The sequence below is a fragment of the Corallococcus sp. Z5C101001 genome (assembly GCF_007352635.1).
Taxonomy (GTDB): Bacteria; Myxococcota; Myxococcia; order Myxococcales; family Myxococcaceae; genus Corallococcus; species Corallococcus silvisoli.
The window spans coordinates 184,161-201,305 of the sequence record NZ_VKLU01000006.1 but is presented as its reverse complement, the minus strand read 5'-3'; the positions used below and the strand labels follow the sequence as shown (position 1 = coordinate 201,305).

9 protein-coding genes are annotated in these 17,145 nt (G+C 71.8%); 6 read left to right on the top strand and 3 right to left on the bottom strand.

What is annotated here, in order from left to right; genetic code table 11:
- Window position 1: 1 nt before the first annotated feature.
- The 6 genes from FOF48_RS15920 to FOF48_RS15900 all read left to right on the top strand — a co-directional run bounded on the left by FOF48_RS15920 (window position 2) and on the right by FOF48_RS15900 (window position 8,583).
- Window positions 2-850, top strand: a complete 849-nt coding sequence (locus FOF48_RS15920) for a DUF58 domain-containing protein (protein ID WP_255442243.1) — start codon at window positions 2-4, stop codon at window positions 848-850.
- Window positions 847-978 (top strand): hypothetical protein, encoded by a 132-nt coding sequence (locus FOF48_RS37095; RefSeq protein ID WP_255442241.1) that lies wholly within the window; start codon window positions 847-849, stop codon window positions 976-978. The genes FOF48_RS15920 and FOF48_RS37095 overlap by 4 nt, the downstream gene beginning before the upstream one ends.
- A 255-nt stretch (window positions 979-1,233) precedes the next feature.
- Window positions 1,234-2,967: a BatA and WFA domain-containing protein gene (locus FOF48_RS15915; protein WP_143902496.1), complete on the top strand. Its 1,734-nt coding sequence runs from the start codon at window positions 1,234-1,236 to the stop codon at window positions 2,965-2,967.
- A complete protein-coding gene (locus tag FOF48_RS15910) occupies window positions 2,964-5,708 on the top strand; it encodes a VWA domain-containing protein (protein ID WP_143902494.1) in 2,745 nt (914 codons plus the stop codon). Before FOF48_RS15915 ends, FOF48_RS15910 begins: the two co-directional genes overlap by 4 nt.
- A gap of 107 nt (window positions 5,709-5,815) precedes the next feature.
- A complete protein-coding gene (locus FOF48_RS15905; RefSeq protein ID WP_143902492.1) occupies window positions 5,816-7,504 on the top strand; it encodes a hypothetical protein in 1,689 nt (562 codons plus the stop codon).
- A gap of 98 nt (window positions 7,505-7,602) precedes the next feature.
- A complete protein-coding gene (locus FOF48_RS15900; RefSeq protein WP_161666158.1) occupies window positions 7,603-8,583 on the top strand; it encodes a DNA alkylation repair protein in 981 nt (326 codons plus the stop codon).
- A gap of 56 nt (window positions 8,584-8,639) precedes the next feature.
- On the opposite strand, the gene FOF48_RS15895 is transcribed toward FOF48_RS15900, so the two are convergent.
- The 3 genes from FOF48_RS15895 to FOF48_RS15885 all read right to left on the bottom strand — a co-directional run bounded on the left by FOF48_RS15895 (window position 8,640) and on the right by FOF48_RS15885 (window position 16,996).
- On the bottom strand, window positions 8,640-9,956 hold the full coding sequence (locus FOF48_RS15895; protein ID WP_268903978.1) for a hypothetical protein: 1,317 nt from the start codon (window positions 9,954-9,956) through the stop codon (window positions 8,640-8,642).
- A gap of 111 nt (window positions 9,957-10,067) precedes the next feature.
- Entirely contained in the window at window positions 10,068-14,828 is a 4,761-nt protein-coding gene (locus tag FOF48_RS15890; protein WP_143902486.1) for a translocation/assembly module TamB domain-containing protein, read from the bottom strand.
- Window positions 14,825-16,996, bottom strand: a complete 2,172-nt coding sequence (locus tag FOF48_RS15885) for an outer membrane protein assembly factor (RefSeq protein ID WP_255442239.1) — start codon at window positions 16,994-16,996, stop codon at window positions 14,825-14,827. Before FOF48_RS15885 ends, FOF48_RS15890 begins: the two co-directional genes overlap by 4 nt.
- Window positions 16,997-17,145: the final 149 nt, after the last annotated feature.

The window sequence follows — 17,145 nt, the reverse complement described above, 5'->3', positions numbered from 1 at the left end:
GTTGGACGAAGCGGAGGTGGCGCGGCTGGCACCGGGGTTGGTCCTGGCGCTGCCGCGCGCGCCTCAGCGGGGACGGGTGGGTGAGGTGCGCGCCACGTCCGCGGGCAGCGCGATGGAGCTGCACGACTTCCGCGCGTATCAGCCGGGGGATGACCTGCGGCAACTGGACTGGAACGCGGTGGCGCGCACGGGGGAGTTGGTGTTGCGCGTGCGCCAGGACGAGGTGTCGCCGCGCGTGGAGGTAGTGCTGGATGGCTCCCGCAGCATGGGGTTGTCGCCGCGCAAGGCGGCGGGGGCGCGCGAGGTGGCGCTCCTGACGGTGGAGGTCGGGGGGCGGCAGGGGCTGTCGCCGACGGTGTTGTGGGGCGGGGCGCGGTCGGAGCGGGTGCAGGGGCCGGCGTGTCGCTCGGCGCTCAGGGGCGCGGAGTTCGAGGCGCGGGATGATCTGGTGTCCGCATTGGGGCGGCTGCCGCCGTTGCGGCCCTGTGGCGTGCGAGTGGTGGTGAGCGACTTTCTCTTCGAGGCGGACCTGGAGGCGCTGTGCGCGCGGTTGTCGCGTGGGGCGTCGGCGCTGTTCCTGGTGCAGGTGCTGGACGCGGAGGACCTGGAGCCCACGGGCGGTGAGGGCGCGCGGCTGGTGGACGCGGAGAGCGGCGTGGCGCTGGAGGAGCTGCTGACGGATGGAGTGCTGGCCGCCTATGCCCGTCGCTTCGCGGAGCACCAGCGTGTGTTGCGGAGCGCGGCGGCGCGGGCGCGAGGGGCGCTGCTCACGGTGAACGCGGCGGATGGTCTGCGGGCACAGGTGGCGGGGCCGCTGCGCGCCCTGTTTATCGCAGGAGGCGGGGCGTGAGCTTCGGGCTTCCGTGGGGATGCGTGGCGCGAGGCGCGTTGTTCGTGGCGGGGCGGGGCGTGTGCTTCGGGCTTCCGCAGGGCTTGGTGGAGCAGCGCGCCCTGTTCATCGCGGAGGGAGTGGCGTGAGCTTCGGGCTTCCGTGGGGATGCGTGGCGCGAGGCGCGTTGGTTGTCGCGGGGGCGGGGCGTGAGCTTCGGGCTTCCGCGGGGCTTGGTGGAGCAGTGCGCCCTGTTCATCGCGGAGGGCGGGGCGTGAGCTTCGGGCTTCCGTGGGGGCTGTTGGCGCGAGGCGCGCTGTTCATTGCAGGGGGAGGGGCGTGAGCTTCGGGCTTCCGTGGAGACTGGTGGAGCAGCGCGCGTTGTTCGTCGCGGGGGGCGGGGCGTGAGCTTCGGGCTTCCGTGGGGACTGTTGGCACTGGGCGCGCTGGTGCCACTGGTGGCGGCGTACTTCCTGCGCCGTCGGCAGAAGCCGGTGGTGGTCAGCGCGCTGTTCCTGTGGCGCACGCCGCGACCGCGCGCGGAAGGAGGCCCCCGCTGGGAGCGCTTCACCCGCGAGGCCTCGCTGCTGCTGGAGGCGCTCGCCGTGCTGGCTGCGGCGCTGTACCTGGCGGACGTGCGCTGGGGAGAATCCGCTCGCCGCCGACACCTGGTGCTCGTCGTGGACGGGAGCCTGTCCATGTCCGCGCGGACTCCGGACGGAGGGACGGTGCTGGAGCACGTGCGCACGGAGGCCGCGAAGCGCGTGGAGGCGGAGCGCGCCACGCAAGTGACGGTGCTGGCGAGCGGCGTGTCCCCCCGTGTCATCGCCGGACCCGAGGCGGATGCCTCGCGTGCCCTGGGAGCGCTGGAGTCCTTCGCGGCTCGCGGACCGGACCACGACGTCACCCCCACGCTCCTGTGGGCTCAGGAGCTGGCCGGGCCCGGCAAGCGCGTGCACTTCTTCACCGACGCGCCGCCCTCGGAGGACACGCTCGTGCCGCCCGCCGTGCGCTGGACGGCGCTGGGCCGCTCCGAAGGCAACGTGGCGCTCGTGTCCGCGCAGCGGCGCGATGAAGGTGGACAGGCCACGGTGACGCTGCGCGTGGCCCGCTTCGGTCCTGGACCCTCGGAGGTGGAGGCGCGAGTGCGCGCGGCTCCGGGCCCGGGCGCGCGCGAAGGCACCGAGCGCATCGAGCGCATCACGCTGCCGGAAGAGGGCGCCGCGACGGTGCGCCTCACCTTCCGCGAGGCCGGCGACGTGGAGGTGTCCCTGCCGGACGACGCGCTCCCCGAGGACGGACACGTGCGGCTGGCGCCGTCGCCCGTGATACCGGTGGCCGTGGGGCTGACGGAGGGACTGTCGCCCGCGTCGAGACAGGCCCTGGAGCGCTTCCTGGCGGTGTCGCCGGACGTGGCGCGCGGCCCCGCCATCACAGGTGCGCCGGTGCTGTCGGTGGGGCCGGCGAACGCGGAGACGCGGGTGACGCTGGGCGCGGAGGGGCCGCTGCGGACCTTCGTGGGGCCGTTCTTCACGGAGAAGGGCAGCGCGCTGATGGACGACGTGCAGCTCGCGGGCGTGCGGTGGACGGCGGGCGCGAATCCCCCGGGACGTCCGTTGGTGACCGCGGGCGAGGCCGTGCTGGTGTCGGAAGAAGAGGGCGGACGGCTGCACCTCAACGTGGACCTGGCGCGCTCCAACCTCCAGCGCACGACGGCCTGGCCGGTGCTGCTGGGCAACGTGGTGCGCGAGGCCCGCCGCCTGCGCGAGGGCTTCCCCCGGCACCAGCTCAACCTGGGCGAAGCGCTGCCCGTGGTGACGGAGGCCGGCGGTCGCTACGCGCTGAACGGACCGTCCGGGCGCAAGCCGGTGTTCGGCGCGGGCGCGTTGAGCCTGCCCGCGCCCATGAGCCCCGGGCGCTACGTGCTGGAGCGGGACGGCACCGACGTGGACTCCGTGGAGGTCCTGGCGCTGGACGCGCGTGAGTCGGACCTGCGCGGCCGGGGCAGCGCCGATGTTGCCGCGAAGGAGACCGGCGGGGACGCGGCGGGGAGCGGCGCCCAGGAGCGCGCCCGCTGGCCACTGGTGGTGCTGCTGGCCGCGCTGCTGGCGGACTTCTACGTCACGAGGAAGGCATGACCTTCACCCTTCCCCAGGCGTGGTTGCTGCTGCTGCCGCTGGGCCTCTTCTTGTGGCGCTACGGCCGGAGGCCCGGGCCGCCCATGGTGCCGCGGTGGGGGCTGCTGGTGCTCGGCGTGGGTGCGCTGGCCGGGCCGGAGCTGCGGCTGGCCAACGCGGGCAGCGACGTGGCCGTGGTGGTGGACCGCTCCCGCTCCATGCCGCTGGACGTGGACCGGGTGGCGCAGGAGCTGATCTCGCTGGTGGAGTCGCAGCGCCGGCCGGGCGACCGGGTGGGGGTCATCACCTTCGGTCGTGAGGCGCGGGTGGAGTCCCCGCTGTCGGAGGTGGGCCGGTTCGGCGGCTTCACGCGGCCCGTGGACGCGGAGGCGTCGGACCTGTCGGCCGCGCTGGATGCCGCGGGAGCGCTCATCCCCTCCGAGCGCACGGGCCGGGTGCTGGTCGTCTCCGACGGGCGGGCCACGGGCGCGGATGCTCGGGGCGCGACGCGGCGGCTGGCGGCGCGGGGGATCGCGGTGGACTACCGTCAGGTGTCCCGTCCGGAGCCCGCGCTGGACGTGGCCGTCGTTTCGCTGGACGTGCCCGCCACTGTCTCCGTGCGCGAACCCTTCCAGTTCTCCGCCACGGTGCAGGCCACCTCCGCCGTCACGGGCACCGTGCGCCTGGAGCGCGACGGCCACGTGCTGGTGAAGGGGCCCTTCGACTTCAAGCCCGGGCCGAACCTGCTGCCCCTGCGCGACCTGCTGGAGGAGCCAGGGCTCGTGCACTACCGGCTCACGGTGGAGGTGCCGGGCGACGGCGTTCCAGAGAACGACGTGGGCGCGGGCGTGCTGCGCGTGGAGGGCCCGCCGCGCGTGTTGCTGCTCACGCAGCAGCCTGGCGGCACGCTGGCGAAGGCGCTGGGGGCGACGGGCATGACGCTGGACGTGCGGGCGCCCTTCCATGTGTCACTGGATGCGCTCGACGGCGTCGGCGTGGTGGTGCTGGAGAACGTGGACGCCAACGCCCTGGGCGAGACGGGGTTGAACGCGCTGGCGGACTACGTGGATCAAGCTGGAGGCGGGCTGGTGATGACGGGAGGGCGCTCCAGCTTCGGCGAGGGCGGCTACCGGCGTTCGCCCCTGGAGCCGCTGCTGCCCGTGTCGCTGGAGATGCGCGAGGAGCAGCGGCGCGCGTCGGTGGCGATGAGCGTGCTCATGGATTCGAGCTGCTCCATGGGCGTGCAGGTGCCGGACGGGCGCACGAAGATGGAGCTTGCCGCCGAGGGTGTCACGGCGGCGCTCACGCTGCTCAACGGGGGCGACGAAGCCTCCGTGCACATGGTGGACACGGAGTCGCATGAAATCTTCCCCCTGAGCCCGGTGAGCGACGGCCTGCCGCTGAACCAGGTGGCGCGTGGCTTCAGTGGCGGCGGTGGCATCTACGTGGGCGTGGCCCTGCGCACGGGCCGCAAGGAGATCCTCCGCAGCGACAAGCCCACGAGGCATGTGGTGCTGTTCTCCGACGCGGCGGACTCGGAGGAGCCCGGCGACTATCAGGCGACGCTGGCCGCGCTGCGGGAGGCCAACGTGACGGTGTCCGTCATCGGTCTGGGCACCCCGGCGGACTCGGACGCGGAGCTGCTGCGCGACGTGGCCCGGCGGGGCGGGGGACGCATCTACTTCGCCGAGGACGCGATGAGCCTGCCGCGCATCTTCAGCCAGGAGACGCTCGCGGTGGCGCGGGCCACCTTCGTGGATGAGCCCGCGTCCATGGAGGCCGCGCCGGACCTGCCGCTGCTGGGTCCGCTGCCGACGCAGGGGCTGCCGCAGCTGGGCGGCTACAACCTCACGTACTTGAAGCCACGGGCGAACGTGGCGCTGCGCACGTTGGACACCAATGCCGCGCCAGTGCTGGCGCTGTGGCCGCATGGCGCGGGGCGCACGGTGGCCCTCACGGCGGAAGTGGACGGCAAGTACACGGGAGAGCTGCGCGAGTGGCGCGCGCTGCGAGCGACGCTGGAGGCGGTGGTGCGCTGGTCGATGGGTAGCGCCGCGCCGAAGGGGGAGGCGGTGGTGCGCTCGGAGCGTCAGGGCAACCTGCTGCGCGTGACGCTGGACCTGCCGCCGGGCGAACCGATGCCGGGGGCGCTGCCCACGGCGGTGCTGCTGTCGGGAGATGGGCGCTCTGGCGTGGAGAAGCCTCTGCATTGGGAGGACGAGGATCGGCTGGTGGTCGAGTACCCGTTGAGCGGCAGTGGAACGTGGCACCCGGTGGTGAAGTGGGGTGGCCGCGTGCTGAGGGCTCCACCCGTGGCATTGCCGTACGCACCGGAGTTCGAGCCGGGCAGCGCCAGGGAAGGCCTCAAGCTCCTGCGCGCGTTGGCGGCGGTCGGAGGCGGACAGGAGCGGTTGTCGATGACGGGGCTGTTCGCGGAGGCCCCGGAGTCGGAGGGGCGCGTGGCGCTGGCGCCGTGGCTGGTGGCGTGCGCGCTGGCGGTGATGCTGGCGGAAGTGGCCGTGCGCCGGTTCCTCCCCGCGCCCCGCGTGCGGGTCGCCCGGGAGCGGCCCGCGAAGCAAGCCCATGCGCGACGGCCCATGTCCGTCACACCGGGCCCGGAGGCGATGTCCCCCGGCAAGCCGCCCGCACCCGGCCCAGAGGCGCCGCCGGAGCAGAAGTCAGAGCCCGCGAAGGAGCCTGCTGGCGTGGACTCCGCGCTGGAGGCCGCGCGCGCCAGGGCCCGGCGTCGGACGGGGCGTTGAGTCCGGATGTCGGAAGCGCGGTCACGGCATCGCGGAGCCGGGGCCGCGCGCGAGGGCCCGGCGTCGGACGGGCTGCTGAGCCCTGAACCCCGAGGCGCTTTCGCGGTATGACGGCTCCGATGACGGAGTCGCGGGCCGTGCGGTGGGGCCTTGGCGTCGTGCTGGGCGTGCTCGCGCTCCAGGCCGTGCGCCTCTCACTGCACAAGGCATTCAGCATCGACGAGTTCCAGTACGCCCACTCCGCGTGGCTCATGGCCCACGGACAGGTGCCGTACCGAGACTTCTTCGAGGTGCACTTTCCGCTCGTGTACCAACTCCTGGCCCCGCTGTTCCGGCTGCTCGGGGATGATCCGCGCAACGTGCTCGCCCTTCGCGCGGCGATGCTCGTGCCGCTCGCGGGCGCTGGCGTCTCCGTGTTCCTCCTCAACCGGCGCGAAGGACGCATCGCCGCGCTCCTGGCCCCGCTGCTGCTGCTGAGCACCCCCGCGTTCCTTCACTTCGCCACCGAGGTGCGCCCGGATGCCCTCACCGCCGCGCTCTTCCTGGGCGCCCTCGCCGCGCTGACCGTGCGCTCCGCACCCTCATCCTTCCTCGCGGGCGCGCTGCTCATCGCCTCCGCATGGGGTTCGCAGAAAGCGCTCTTCTTCGGCGGACTCGTGGGCGCGGTGCTCGTGGGCGACCTGCTCCTGCGCCGGGGCCGTCCTCCCGCGCTCATCGCCGCGCCGCGCGCCTTCGTCCTTGGTCTCCTCACCGCTTCGGGGGCCGTGGCCGCGTACCTCACGGTGACGGACTCCTGGAGCGCATGGTGGCACTGGTGCTTCGTCTGGGCCTCCGAGCACCAGCGCCACTACCCGGGCTTCTCCTGGCGTGAGTACCTGCTACCCATCCTGGGAGAACAGCCTGCGTTCTTCCTCCTCGCGACTGTCGGCTTCATCGCCACCTCGCTGTCTCAATGGAGGGATGCCCGCACGCAGGACCTGCTCCTCGTCGTGGCCGTGCCCGCGACATTCGGTGCCTACGCGCTTCAGCGCGCACCGTTCCCCTACAGCCTGCTGCCCTTCCTTGGCGTGCTCTCGCCCTTCGCCGCGCGCGGCGCCGTCGCGGTGCTCGCATGGCTGCGCACTCCGCTCATCCGCGCCGTGGGGCTCGTGGGATTGGGAGGGCTGTTCGCGGTGCAGGCCGCGCACGTCGAGGCGCTGCTGGATGGCGGCGGCAACGCGCGGCAACGTGAGGTGCTGGCTCGCATCGCCACGCTCACGGGGCCGCGGGACGTCGTCTACGACAACTCGGGCGGCTTCGTGAGCAGGCCGCACGCGCACTTCTACTTCTACACGGATGCGTATCTGCGCGGCTCGCTCGTGGACCTGCTGTCCGACGACATGCCGCGTGCGCTCGTGGAGCAGGGCTGCGTGGCGCGCGTGGACGACCTGCGCACCTCTGGCCTGCCGCCCGCGTTGCGACGCTTCCTGGACGCGCACTACCAGCCCTACGACGGCGATCTCTTCCTCTGGGGCCAGCGCTATCGCGTGCCCGTCGACGCAGGCGTGCTGGAGGACCACTTCCTCGCGGTGCGCGCGGATCGCTATTTCCTCCAGCCCGCGAGCGCGCTCGACACCGGCGCGCTGTTCATCGACGGTGCGCGGATCTCCACGCCGGAGTTCACCCTGACCCGGGGCGAGCACACCCTCCGCTACGAAGGGCGTGCGCAAGCCTTCCAGCTCCTGTGGCTGCCCCGGGATGGGCGGCGATGGACGCCGCGCCCCGGAGCACCGCCGACCTACTCGCGCCTGTTCTGAGAAGGCCTCGCGAGGCAAGGGACGTGGGGGGCGAGCCACTGGGAGCGGCTGTTGGCGCCTGCCCGAGGGGCCCCGGGCCGTGCCAGACTCCGCGCGCGATGACCCTCAAAGAGACGATGGCGGAGCTGGAGCGGCTGGGCTCTCCCCAGACGCGGAAGACCTTCTTGCGGCACGGTGCTCCCGAGCCGCTGTCAGGAGTGAACTTCGGCCCGCTGACGGCGCTGAAGAAGCGCATCGGCACGGACTCCGTGCTGGCCCGTGCCCTGTGGGCGACGGGGCATGCGGAGGCGCGGCTGCTGGCGACGATGGTGGTGGACGCGCCCGCGTTGTCCTGGGCGGAGCTGGACACCTGGGCGAAGCAGCTTGATTGGTACGCGTTGACGGACGTCTTCGTGACGAACGTGGTGCTGTCCTCACCGCATGCGGTGAAGGCCCTCGAGTGGACACGCTCTCCGGCTGAATGGCTGGGGCGCGCGGGTTGGCAGACGCTGTCGTCGCTGCTGGCGAAGACACAGTTGCTCGAAGCAGAGGACCTGCGGCCCTGGGTGAAGCGCATCGAGCAGGAACTGCCGACCGCGAAGAACCGTGTCCGCGATGCGATGAACCGTGCGCTCATCAACCTGGGGGGCACCGGGGGCGCACTCCAGGGCGCGGCGCTCGCGACGGCGAAGCGGCTGGGCCGGGTGGACGTGGATCACGGCGACACCGCCTGCGAGACGCCGGATGCCACGCAAGCCATCCACAAGCTCCAGGCCCGAAAGGAAGCCCAGGCCGCGCGGAAGCCAGCCCGGGCGCAGAATCCGGCCCGGAAGGAAGCCAGTGCTGCGCGGACGCCGGCCCGGAAGCAAGGTCAGGCCGCGCAGAAGCCGGCCCGGAAAGAAGCCCGTGTCGCGAAGAAGCCCGCCCGGAAGGCTCCGGTCTCCGTCGCGACGAAGCGCACGACAGGCGCCACGGAGAAGCCGTCACGCAAGGCGCCTGTCGCGACGAAGCGCAAGACAAGCACCGAGGGGAAACCGTCACGCAAGGCGACGACCGCGAAGAGGCCCGCGGCACCCAGGCGAGCGCGGGCGCGCGCGTAGGACCGGAGTCCACCGCGCCCGGCCACATCGCCGGGCGCGTGGCACCGCTCACCTGCTCAGGGCTTCACGCACGCGGCCTGGCCGCCCGCGTCCTTGTAGGCCTTCACGCGCTTGAGGAGGTTGCCGCCGTCCGACTCCGGCGTGGTCTGCTCGTAGTTGCCCGCGCCGAAGAGCATGCCCACGCCGCCCGCCGCGGCCACCTCACCCGGGTGGGTGAGGAAGTAGTCCACGCGGTTGTCGCGCCACTGCTTGTCGCGGTTGGGCAGGCTCATGTTGCCCAGCGGGAGCTGCCACCACAGGTGCGGCTTGTTCAGCCGCGCGGAGACGGCCTTCGCCCAGGTGAACGCCTGCTGGAAGTGCGGCAGCTTGCGGTTCTCCGGGTCCCACCACGTCGCCTTGTCCTGCGTCTCCTGGTACCAGCCCGCGTCGCGGTCCGACGCCTCCACCGTGACGAAGTCGGTGTCCCCGGCGCCCACGGACAGCAGGAAGTCCGCGACCTTGTTCGCCTCCCCCGCCACGTTGAACGACGCGTCCGTGTTCGCCGACACGTCCGTCTTCGTCGCCCACGCGCTCGCGTGCAGGCCCACCTTCGCGTTGGGCGCGTACTTGCGCGCCATGGCGATCATGCACTTGCCCAGGCCCGCGGCGTTGTTCTCCTGGCCACCGCAGTCGGTGGGGTTCGCCGCCTTCACCGCCACCGCCGTGGACTGGGCCTTGCCATCGGCCGGGAAGAACTGGAGGTAGGCCCACATGTCGGGCTCGATCTGCAGCAGCACCTTCTCCTGGCCCACCTGCTTGAGCAGGAACCGCCAGTCCGCCAGGTAGCGCTCCAGGAACTTCGCGTCGTTCAGCGCCGCCAGCTGCTGCCGGCCTTCGCTGTAGCCGCTCGCCTGGAACTCCTCGTAGTAGGTGATGAACGGCAGCTGTCCCTGGGCCTTCGTCGCGGCGATGAAGTCCCGCACGTAGGCGCCAGGCGGCTCCTGGTCGTACTGCCAGCAGCCCCACCACCCGCAGCCTGGCCCACTGTTGGAGCACGACGTGCCGCCGGAGGTGCACCCGGAAGCGCACGAATTGCACGCGTCCTTCGAATCGAACAGGCCCGCCGCGATGTACAGGTAGCGCACGTCGAAGGGCGCCTTCGCCGCGGTGGCGTCCTCCATCTGCGCGCCCACCAGCAGCTTGCTCTTGCCCAACGAGTCCAGGAACTTCGCGCCCAGGCAGTCCGTGCCATCGCCCGGCGTCACCCCAGGCCCATCCGTCCCGGGTCCGGGCTCATCGCCCGGCGAACTCGAATCCGAGCAGCCCGCCACCGCCAGCAGGCCCACGGCCAGCAACGACCAACACTTCCGACGAATCAGCGCAGGGGTCCCCATGTCCGAAACTCTACCCCGCCCCCACGCCCCCATGTCCCTCGCACCTGGGGGTCGATTCGCTGCTCCCATGCGGTTCTTGAGTCAGGCTGGCCCCACCCGTGCGCGCGGCCTTCAGTATTCCTTGGTCCAGATGAGGTCCAGACCGCCGGAGCGCGCGTCGCCGTACATGCCTTCCAGGCTCCAGCGCGGGCTGAACAGGTACTGGAAGCGCACGGCGTTGGCGTTCTCCCCCTTCTGGAGGTTGGCGCCCACGCGGCCGGTGTAGCCCACGTAGATCTTGTCCGTCACGTACGTGCCCACCTCCAGCTTGGTGCCGGCGATGCCGCTGTCGCCCGCTTCGATGGAGAGCACGTCCAAGGGCAGCTTCGCGGCGATGGCCTTGCGCGCCTCGTTGGCGACATACGAGCCCACCACCGACGCGGCCTGCGCGCCCGCGTTCACCGACGCGCCGGAGCCGCGCTCCAGCGTGCGCCGGCCGGTGGCGAGCAGCGTGTAGATTTCCGACTCCGGCAGGGCCGGGTCGCTGCTCGTCTTGAGGGTGATGTCCTTCCCCTGGCCGCGCACGGTGACGTAGACGGTCACGGCCGCGTTTTCGTTGCGGTACTCCGCCGTGACGTTGATGTACGGCGTGAGGACCGGGCCGGTGAAGCGCACCTGGCTGTCGCGCTGCACGTCGAAGCGGCGCCCCAGCACGTCCACGCGGCCCAGGAGGACCATCACCTCGCCGAACATGCGCGCCTCGTTGGCGTACTCGACGCGGAAGCCCTCGGACAGGCCCAACTGGATGTTGAGGTCCGAGCCTCGCACCCACAGGTTGCGGGGCGCGTTGATGTTCACCCAGAACTGGCGCTGGGGCGCTTCCTCCTCCTCTTCCTCGCTGTTCTCCAGGTCGGCCAGCCGTGGCTCGGCCTGCGGCGGTTCGTACTGCGACGGGGGATTGCCCGCGCCGCCGCTGGTGGCGGGCGTGCCCGGGTTTCCAGGCGTGCCGGGCGCGTCCGGGGCGTTGCGCGGGTTCGCCGCCTTCTGCTCCGCCTCCACCTGCGCGGGCGTCGGCTGCTTCCGCTTGCGTTTGTCCACGGGCACGCCGTTGCGCACCATCACCACGTCGGCGGGGCGCTCCAGCGGCTGCAGGTCCTTGCGCTTGGCCTCCGGCAGCTCGACGTGCGCCTCCGGGATGGAGAGGTCGCTGATGTTCACCAGCCGGTCGGTGAGGCTGCCCTTCATCGACAGGTTCAACGACAGGAGGGCCAGCAGCTGGTCCTCCACCACGATGGGCAGGTTCTTGGTGTTGCCCTTGCCCTCCAGCATGAACTCGCCGTTCTTGCCCTGGCGGTTCGCCGTGGCCGTCAGCTCCAGGGTGCCGTTGCCCGACTTCGCGGTGAGCTGCTTGAGCTCGATGCGCTCCTGCGACGCGTTCAGCGCGAGCTGGATGGCGTTGTACTCGCCAAAGCCCATCAACCCCAGCCGGCCGTCCTTCCAGCCCAGGCTGCCCTTGAAGGTGGGCGCGCCCACGGTGCCGCCCAGGTTCGCGTCCGCCTGGATGAACCCGCCCAGCGTGCGCACGTAGGGGGAGATGCCGGAGAGGAACGTCGGGTCGAAGCGGCGCGCGCGCAGCGACAGCTCCACCGGCGCCCGGTCCAGCTTCTTCGCGGGCCCCTGCTCGGACTGGAGCGCGGGCAGGGACAGGTCCAACTCCATGGTGCCGCCCAGCACCAGCGACCCGCCGCCGGGCGCGGTGAGCATCGCGTCGATGAGGGACTTCGCCTCTGAATACGAGTAGTGCAGCCGCGCCTGCCCCAGCGCCGTCTGCGCGACGCCCAGGCCCTGCAGGCCCGCGTTCAGCTCCACCTCGGGGGCCTCGGGGGTGCCGCGCGCGACCAGCTCCATGGACAGCACGCCCTGCGGCCCTCGGTTGCCGTGGCCCTGCTGGGGCACCAGTCCGGGAATCTCATCCAGGGGCACGGGCCCCACGCGGCCCTTCAGGCGGAAGGGCACGCGGCCCGCCACCTCGCGGTCCTGGAGCGACCCCAGCGGGGCCAGCACGCGCGCCTCCAGCGTCGCCAGCGGTCCGTTGGGGCGCTGCACGTCCAGCGTCAGCTTCACATCGTCGTCGCCCGCCAGCACCAGCGCGGAGCCGTTGAGCGGCGGCAGGCCATTGGCCGTGACCGCGCGACCCTGGAGCTCCACCCGGCCCACCGGCGCGAGCGCGGTGCCCGTCACGTCCGCCTTCAGCGTCACCATGCCGTCCGGCTTGTCCACGCCCTCCATGCCCTGGAGCAGCCTGAGCGGCAGCTCCGCCACCAGCACCTCCAGGCGCAGCGGGGTCTCCAGGGCCCGCGCGGGCGTGGGCGGCTTCGCGATGAGGCCGCTCAGCGTGAAGGGCGTCTTCAGCACGACATACGCCTGCGGCGCGAGGCCCTTCACGTCCAGCCGGGCGCCCAGCGTCGCGTCGTTTTCGTCGGAGTTCGCGTTCAGTTCGAAGCCCAGCGTCTGCGCGAAGAGGTCCTCCGGCCGGCCCGGGTAGCGCAGCCCGTCGCCCACCACCTTCATGCCCAGGCGAGGGTCCTTCGCGGAGCCGGTCACCGTCAGCCTGCCGGCGATCTGCCCGGACGGCCCGGGCGGCTGGCCCGCGAGCTTCAGCGCCTCCGCCACGTCCAGCTTCTCCAGGTTCACGGTCAGGGACAGGGGCTCGTTGCGCCGCCGCAGCACGCCCTGCACCGGCACGTCGAACTGGGAGGACACGTGCCCCGCGCTCAGGCTCGCGGCCAGCGTGCCGGTGGCGCGGTCCTTCGAGTATTGGGCCTTGAGCTGGAGCCCCAGGCCCGTATAGCCGCGCGCCCGGCCATCCACCCAGGCGAGGTCCACGTCCGCGTCCGGCCTCGTCAGGCGCCCCTTCGCCGCGACGTGGCCGGACAGCATGCCGCCCAGCCCCAGCGACTCCGGCACCGCGAGGCGTGGCAGCTTCGACAAGTCAAAGGCGCCCAGGTCGATGCGCGCGTCCACGCGCTCGCCGTCCTTCACCGCCGCCACCTTCAGCGTCTGCGACTCCGAAGCGAGCGACAGCGGCGGCGCCAGCGCGATGCGTCCTCCGCCGAAGGCGAGGTGCGTGGGCTGCTGGAGCGTCCAGGTGGCCTCCGGCCACGACAGCGAGAAGGTGCGCATCGCGAGCCCTTCGTTGTCCGCGTCCACCGTGCCCTCCACGCCCACCGCGAGCTTCGCGTCGCCGTCCACGCGCACGCTCGCCTTCAGCTCGCGGTTCGCGCTGGTGGTGAGCGCCGCGGACAGGTCGCGGAAGGTGCGGCCCCCGGTCTTCAATTCACTCACCAGCACGGTGGCGTCGGTGGTGAGCGGGCGGGTGACGTCCCGCACGTTCGCCTTGAGCGACAGGTCCTTGATGGCGATGTCGCCGTAGTTCAGCGCCACGAAGTTGCCGTCCGCCTTCACGCCCGGCGAGCGCGGAGGCCCCTGGACCTGGAACTCCAGCGAGCCGCTGCCGGACATGGGCGGCACGGTGCCCCCAGGCAGCAGCTTGTCCAGCGCCTGGGACAACAGCTTCAGGTCGCCCGCGGACAGGCTGCCGCGCGCCTCCAGGGACTTCGCGGTGCCCTGGCCCGAGGCGATGAGCGCCGCGCCCGGCATCAGCACCCGCAGGTTGCCCACCTGGTAGTGGCCGTCCTTCGCGGTCGCCTTGAGCTCGATGGGCCCCACCGACTGGCCCCGGTACTCCGAAGGGGACACCGTGAGGGCCACGTCGCCCTCCAGCGTCTCCACGCTGTCGCCGCCGCCGTGCGCGGTGAGGTCCGCGGCGATGCGGGTGGGGATGCCGTCCTCCATCAGCTCCGCCAGGTTCACCCCGCGCGCCTTCACGGTGGCTTCCGTCGTGCGGAGCGTCTTGAGGTTCACGTCGCCCGTCAGGTCCAGCGTGGCCTTGCCCGCGGACGCGCCCAGCTTCGCGCGCGCGACGTCTCCGTCCAGGGACGCGGTGCCCGTCGCCTCGACGGGCACCACCAGCGGGTACGCGGGCACGAAGGCCTTCACCGGTCCGGGCGGCACCACCAGCTTGCGCAGCTCCACGGACGCGGCCTTCTCTCCGGTCTGCTTCGCGCCCAGGTCCGCCTCCACGCCCGCCAGGCCCAGCTGCGCCTCCACCTGTCGCGCGACGTCCTTGCCCTGGCCCTTGAGGGCAAGCGACACCGGGCCCGTGAGCGGACGGGTGAGGCCGCCCGTGGCCTGCAGGTCCGCGGCGAAGTCCATGTCCGCCAGCGCGCAGTGGCCCGCTCCCTTCGCGCCCAGCTCCTCCAGGCGCACCTGCCGCTCGCCGCCGTCGGGCAGCTCCTGTCGGAAGTCCACGAAGCCGTGGCTCAGCTCGAAGTCCTTCAGGAGGATGCGCAGGGCGCTCTGGCTCTGGGTGGGGGGCTCCTCCGGCTTGGGCTCGCGGGGCTCCAGCGCGCGCATCAGGTTGAGGCCCCGCTCGTCCTGGACCAGATACAGGCGCGGCGTCTCGATGCGCACCTTGGTCAGGTCCACCCGCTGGCTCAGGAGCGGCGACAGGTTCAGCCGCGCCTCCACGCGGGCCACCTCCGCCACGAGCTCGCCCTCCGGGGTGTAGAGCTTCACGCCGGTGAGGACCGCGCCGTCCAGGTCCAGGTCGAACCCGCCCAGCTCCAGCCGGCCGGCGAGCTGCTTGTTCACCTGGTCGACGCCAAGGCGGGCGATGCGGGCCGAACCCCCGGCGCTGGTGGCGAACACCAGCGCGCCCACCCCCAGGAGTACGATGAGGCCCAGCAGGCCGAGCAGCCCCCACAGCAGCCGCCGTCCCCAGCGCGGGCGCCGGTGGGGCGGGGCGGGTGCGGGGGTCGTGGGCTCGCTCAAAACGCCTCTCCGATGGAGATATGGATCGCGCACAGCCCTTCGGGGGCACCCGCGAATGCGTCCCTGGCGGAGGTCGAGGTCTTGTCGAACTTGCGTCCGAAGCCCAGGCAGCCACCCGAGGACGGATAGATGTATGCGGGGTCGGTGACGGGCAATCCCTGGCCGATGTTCAACCGCCGGGCGATGTCCAGTCGGATGGGGCCCACCACCGTGAGGTAGCGCAGGCCGGCGCCCACCGCGTGGTAGTGCTCGGGACCGAACACCTTGGGGGCGTTCTTGCCCACCAGGTTCTCCGTGCCCACGAGGCCGGAGTCGTAGAAGACGGCCAGCATCAGGCTCTGCGTGACCAGGAAGCGCAGCTCCACGGCGCTCTCGAAGAGGCTGTTGCCGCCCACGGGCACCGTGTCCCACGACTCCAGGATGGGGTTGCCGTTCATGTCCAGCAGCACGTTGCCGTCGCCGTCCTTCTTGTAGGTGGGGGCGAGCGGCGTCATGGGCGACAGGCGCTGGCCGTTGAAGCCGCGCATGGCGGCGGCGCCGCCGGAGAAGAAGCGGGTGACGATGGAGCTCTGGCCGCCGCCCGCCGGATCCAACGTGCCCAGGCGCAGCTTCACCGCGAGCGTCACGTTCTTCTTCTCGCCGAGGGAGTAGTAGTAGCGCAGGTCCGGCAGCAGCCGGACGTAGGTGTAGTTGCCGAAGAAGGGACCGCCGCCCTTCTGGATGGAGAACCCCAGGTAGTAGCCGGCGCGCGGCTCGGTGCGGTCATCCCGCCGGTCCCAGGCGAACGCCACCTCCAGGAAGCTCAGCGCGACGTCGCATTTCCCGTTCGGGTTGGTGCAGCCCAGGATGATGGGCGGGACGCTCTCATCCGCGGTCACCTGCCCCTTCAGCCGGTACAGCTGGAGGTTGTACGAGGGGAAGACGGAGAAGGACGGGTGGGGCTGCCAGATGACGCCCGCCTTCAGGTAGCCGCCGTAGAACGAGTACGCCTGCTGGAGGCCCTTCTCCCCCGTGACGGAGGCCTGGAGGCTCAGGTCGCGGAAGAGGAAGCGCGGCTGTTCGAACTCCGTCGTGAGCGTGAACACCGGTCCGCTCTGGGAACCCTCCTCCGAGCGGAGGCTGGACAGCACGCTGGGGATGAACGCGTAGCCCACGCGGCCCCGCAGCGTGAGCCGGCGCAGGCCGCCGCGGAAGTTGCGGTTGGTCCACTCCCCCAGGAGCCGGCCCTCCTGCCGCGCGGCGTCCACGCCGATACCGCCGCCCAGCCGCACGGAGTGGAAGGGCGACTCGCGCACGTCCACCACCACCGGCACCGTGGCGTTCTGCCGGTCCGGCGCGCCCCGGTTCACCTTCACCGCGCCGAAGACGCCCATGCGGAAGACGCGCGCCTGGGCCTCCGCCAGCGCCGCCTCGCTGAAGTAGGCCCCCTTGTGCACGGCGCCCTGCGCCTGCTCGATGATGCGGCGGGGGGGCACCTGGGGGTTGGCGTCCGTGGCGATGAAGATGTTGCCGAAGCGGTAGCGCAGGCCGGGGGTGATTCGCAGGTCCACCACGGCCTTCTGCGTGGCCTCGTCCACGCGCACCTCGCCGCCGACCTCCGCCTCCGCGTACCCCAGGTTCTTGAGCCGCTGGAGCACCAGCTCCTTGGTGGCCTCCCACGTGTCCTCGCGGAACACGTCCCCGACCTTCACCGGCAGCTCCTCCAGGATGCGCTCCCGCTCGCGCCGCGACGGCAGGTCCTTGCCCTTCTCCAGCGACTCCAGGCCGTGCGGCTCGATGGCGTTGATGACGGTGGGGGCGCCCTCGTTGACCACCACCCGCAGGCGCACGGCCTCGTCGCCGTCGGGGGTCACCTCGTTGGATTCCACCTGCGCCTGGTAGTAGCCCTCCGCCTGGTAGAACCGCTCGATGCGGCGCAGGTCCGCCTGCCACGCGTTGCTGTCGAAGAAGTGCGCCTTGCCGAAGGGCCAGAACGCGTACCAGGGCGTGGAGGAGGTGAGGATGCGGTCCTTGATGTCCCCTTCCTTCACCTGTTTCGTCCCCTCGATGTCCAGGGACCTCACCTTCGGTCCGTTGGTCGGATTGGGGGCGGTGGCGCATGCCGTCAACACCACGGCCAGCGCGAGGGGCACGGCGGAGCGGAATCGGAGGAGTCGGACGTCGGCCACGTCACGTTTCTTACCGGATGGCCAGCCCCGACGCGTTTCCCAATGTTTCTTTGTGGGGCGAGTGTCGCATTCCGCGACCTCGGGGGCGGGGTCAGTGTCAGCCAACCTTCGAGCGCCGCCGTGGCGCGTGCAACCGGACCCGGGGTGCG

What these genes read in the sequence shown, in the direction of transcription:
- FOF48_RS15910 (WP_143902494.1), top strand. Translation starts at nt 2,964, where the DNA reads ATGACCTTCACCCTTCCCCAGGCGTGGTTGCTGCTGCTGCCGCTGGGC.
- FOF48_RS15905 (WP_143902492.1), top strand. Translation starts at nt 5,816, where the DNA reads ATGACGGCTCCGATGACGGAGTCGCGGGCCGTGCGGTGGGGCCTTGGC.
- FOF48_RS15900 (WP_161666158.1), top strand. Translation starts at nt 7,603, where the DNA reads ATGACCCTCAAAGAGACGATGGCGGAGCTGGAGCGGCTGGGCTCTCCC.
- FOF48_RS15895 (WP_268903978.1), bottom strand. Translation starts at nt 9,956, where the DNA reads ATGGGGACCCCTGCGCTGATTCGTCGGAAGTGTTGGTCGTTGCTGGCC.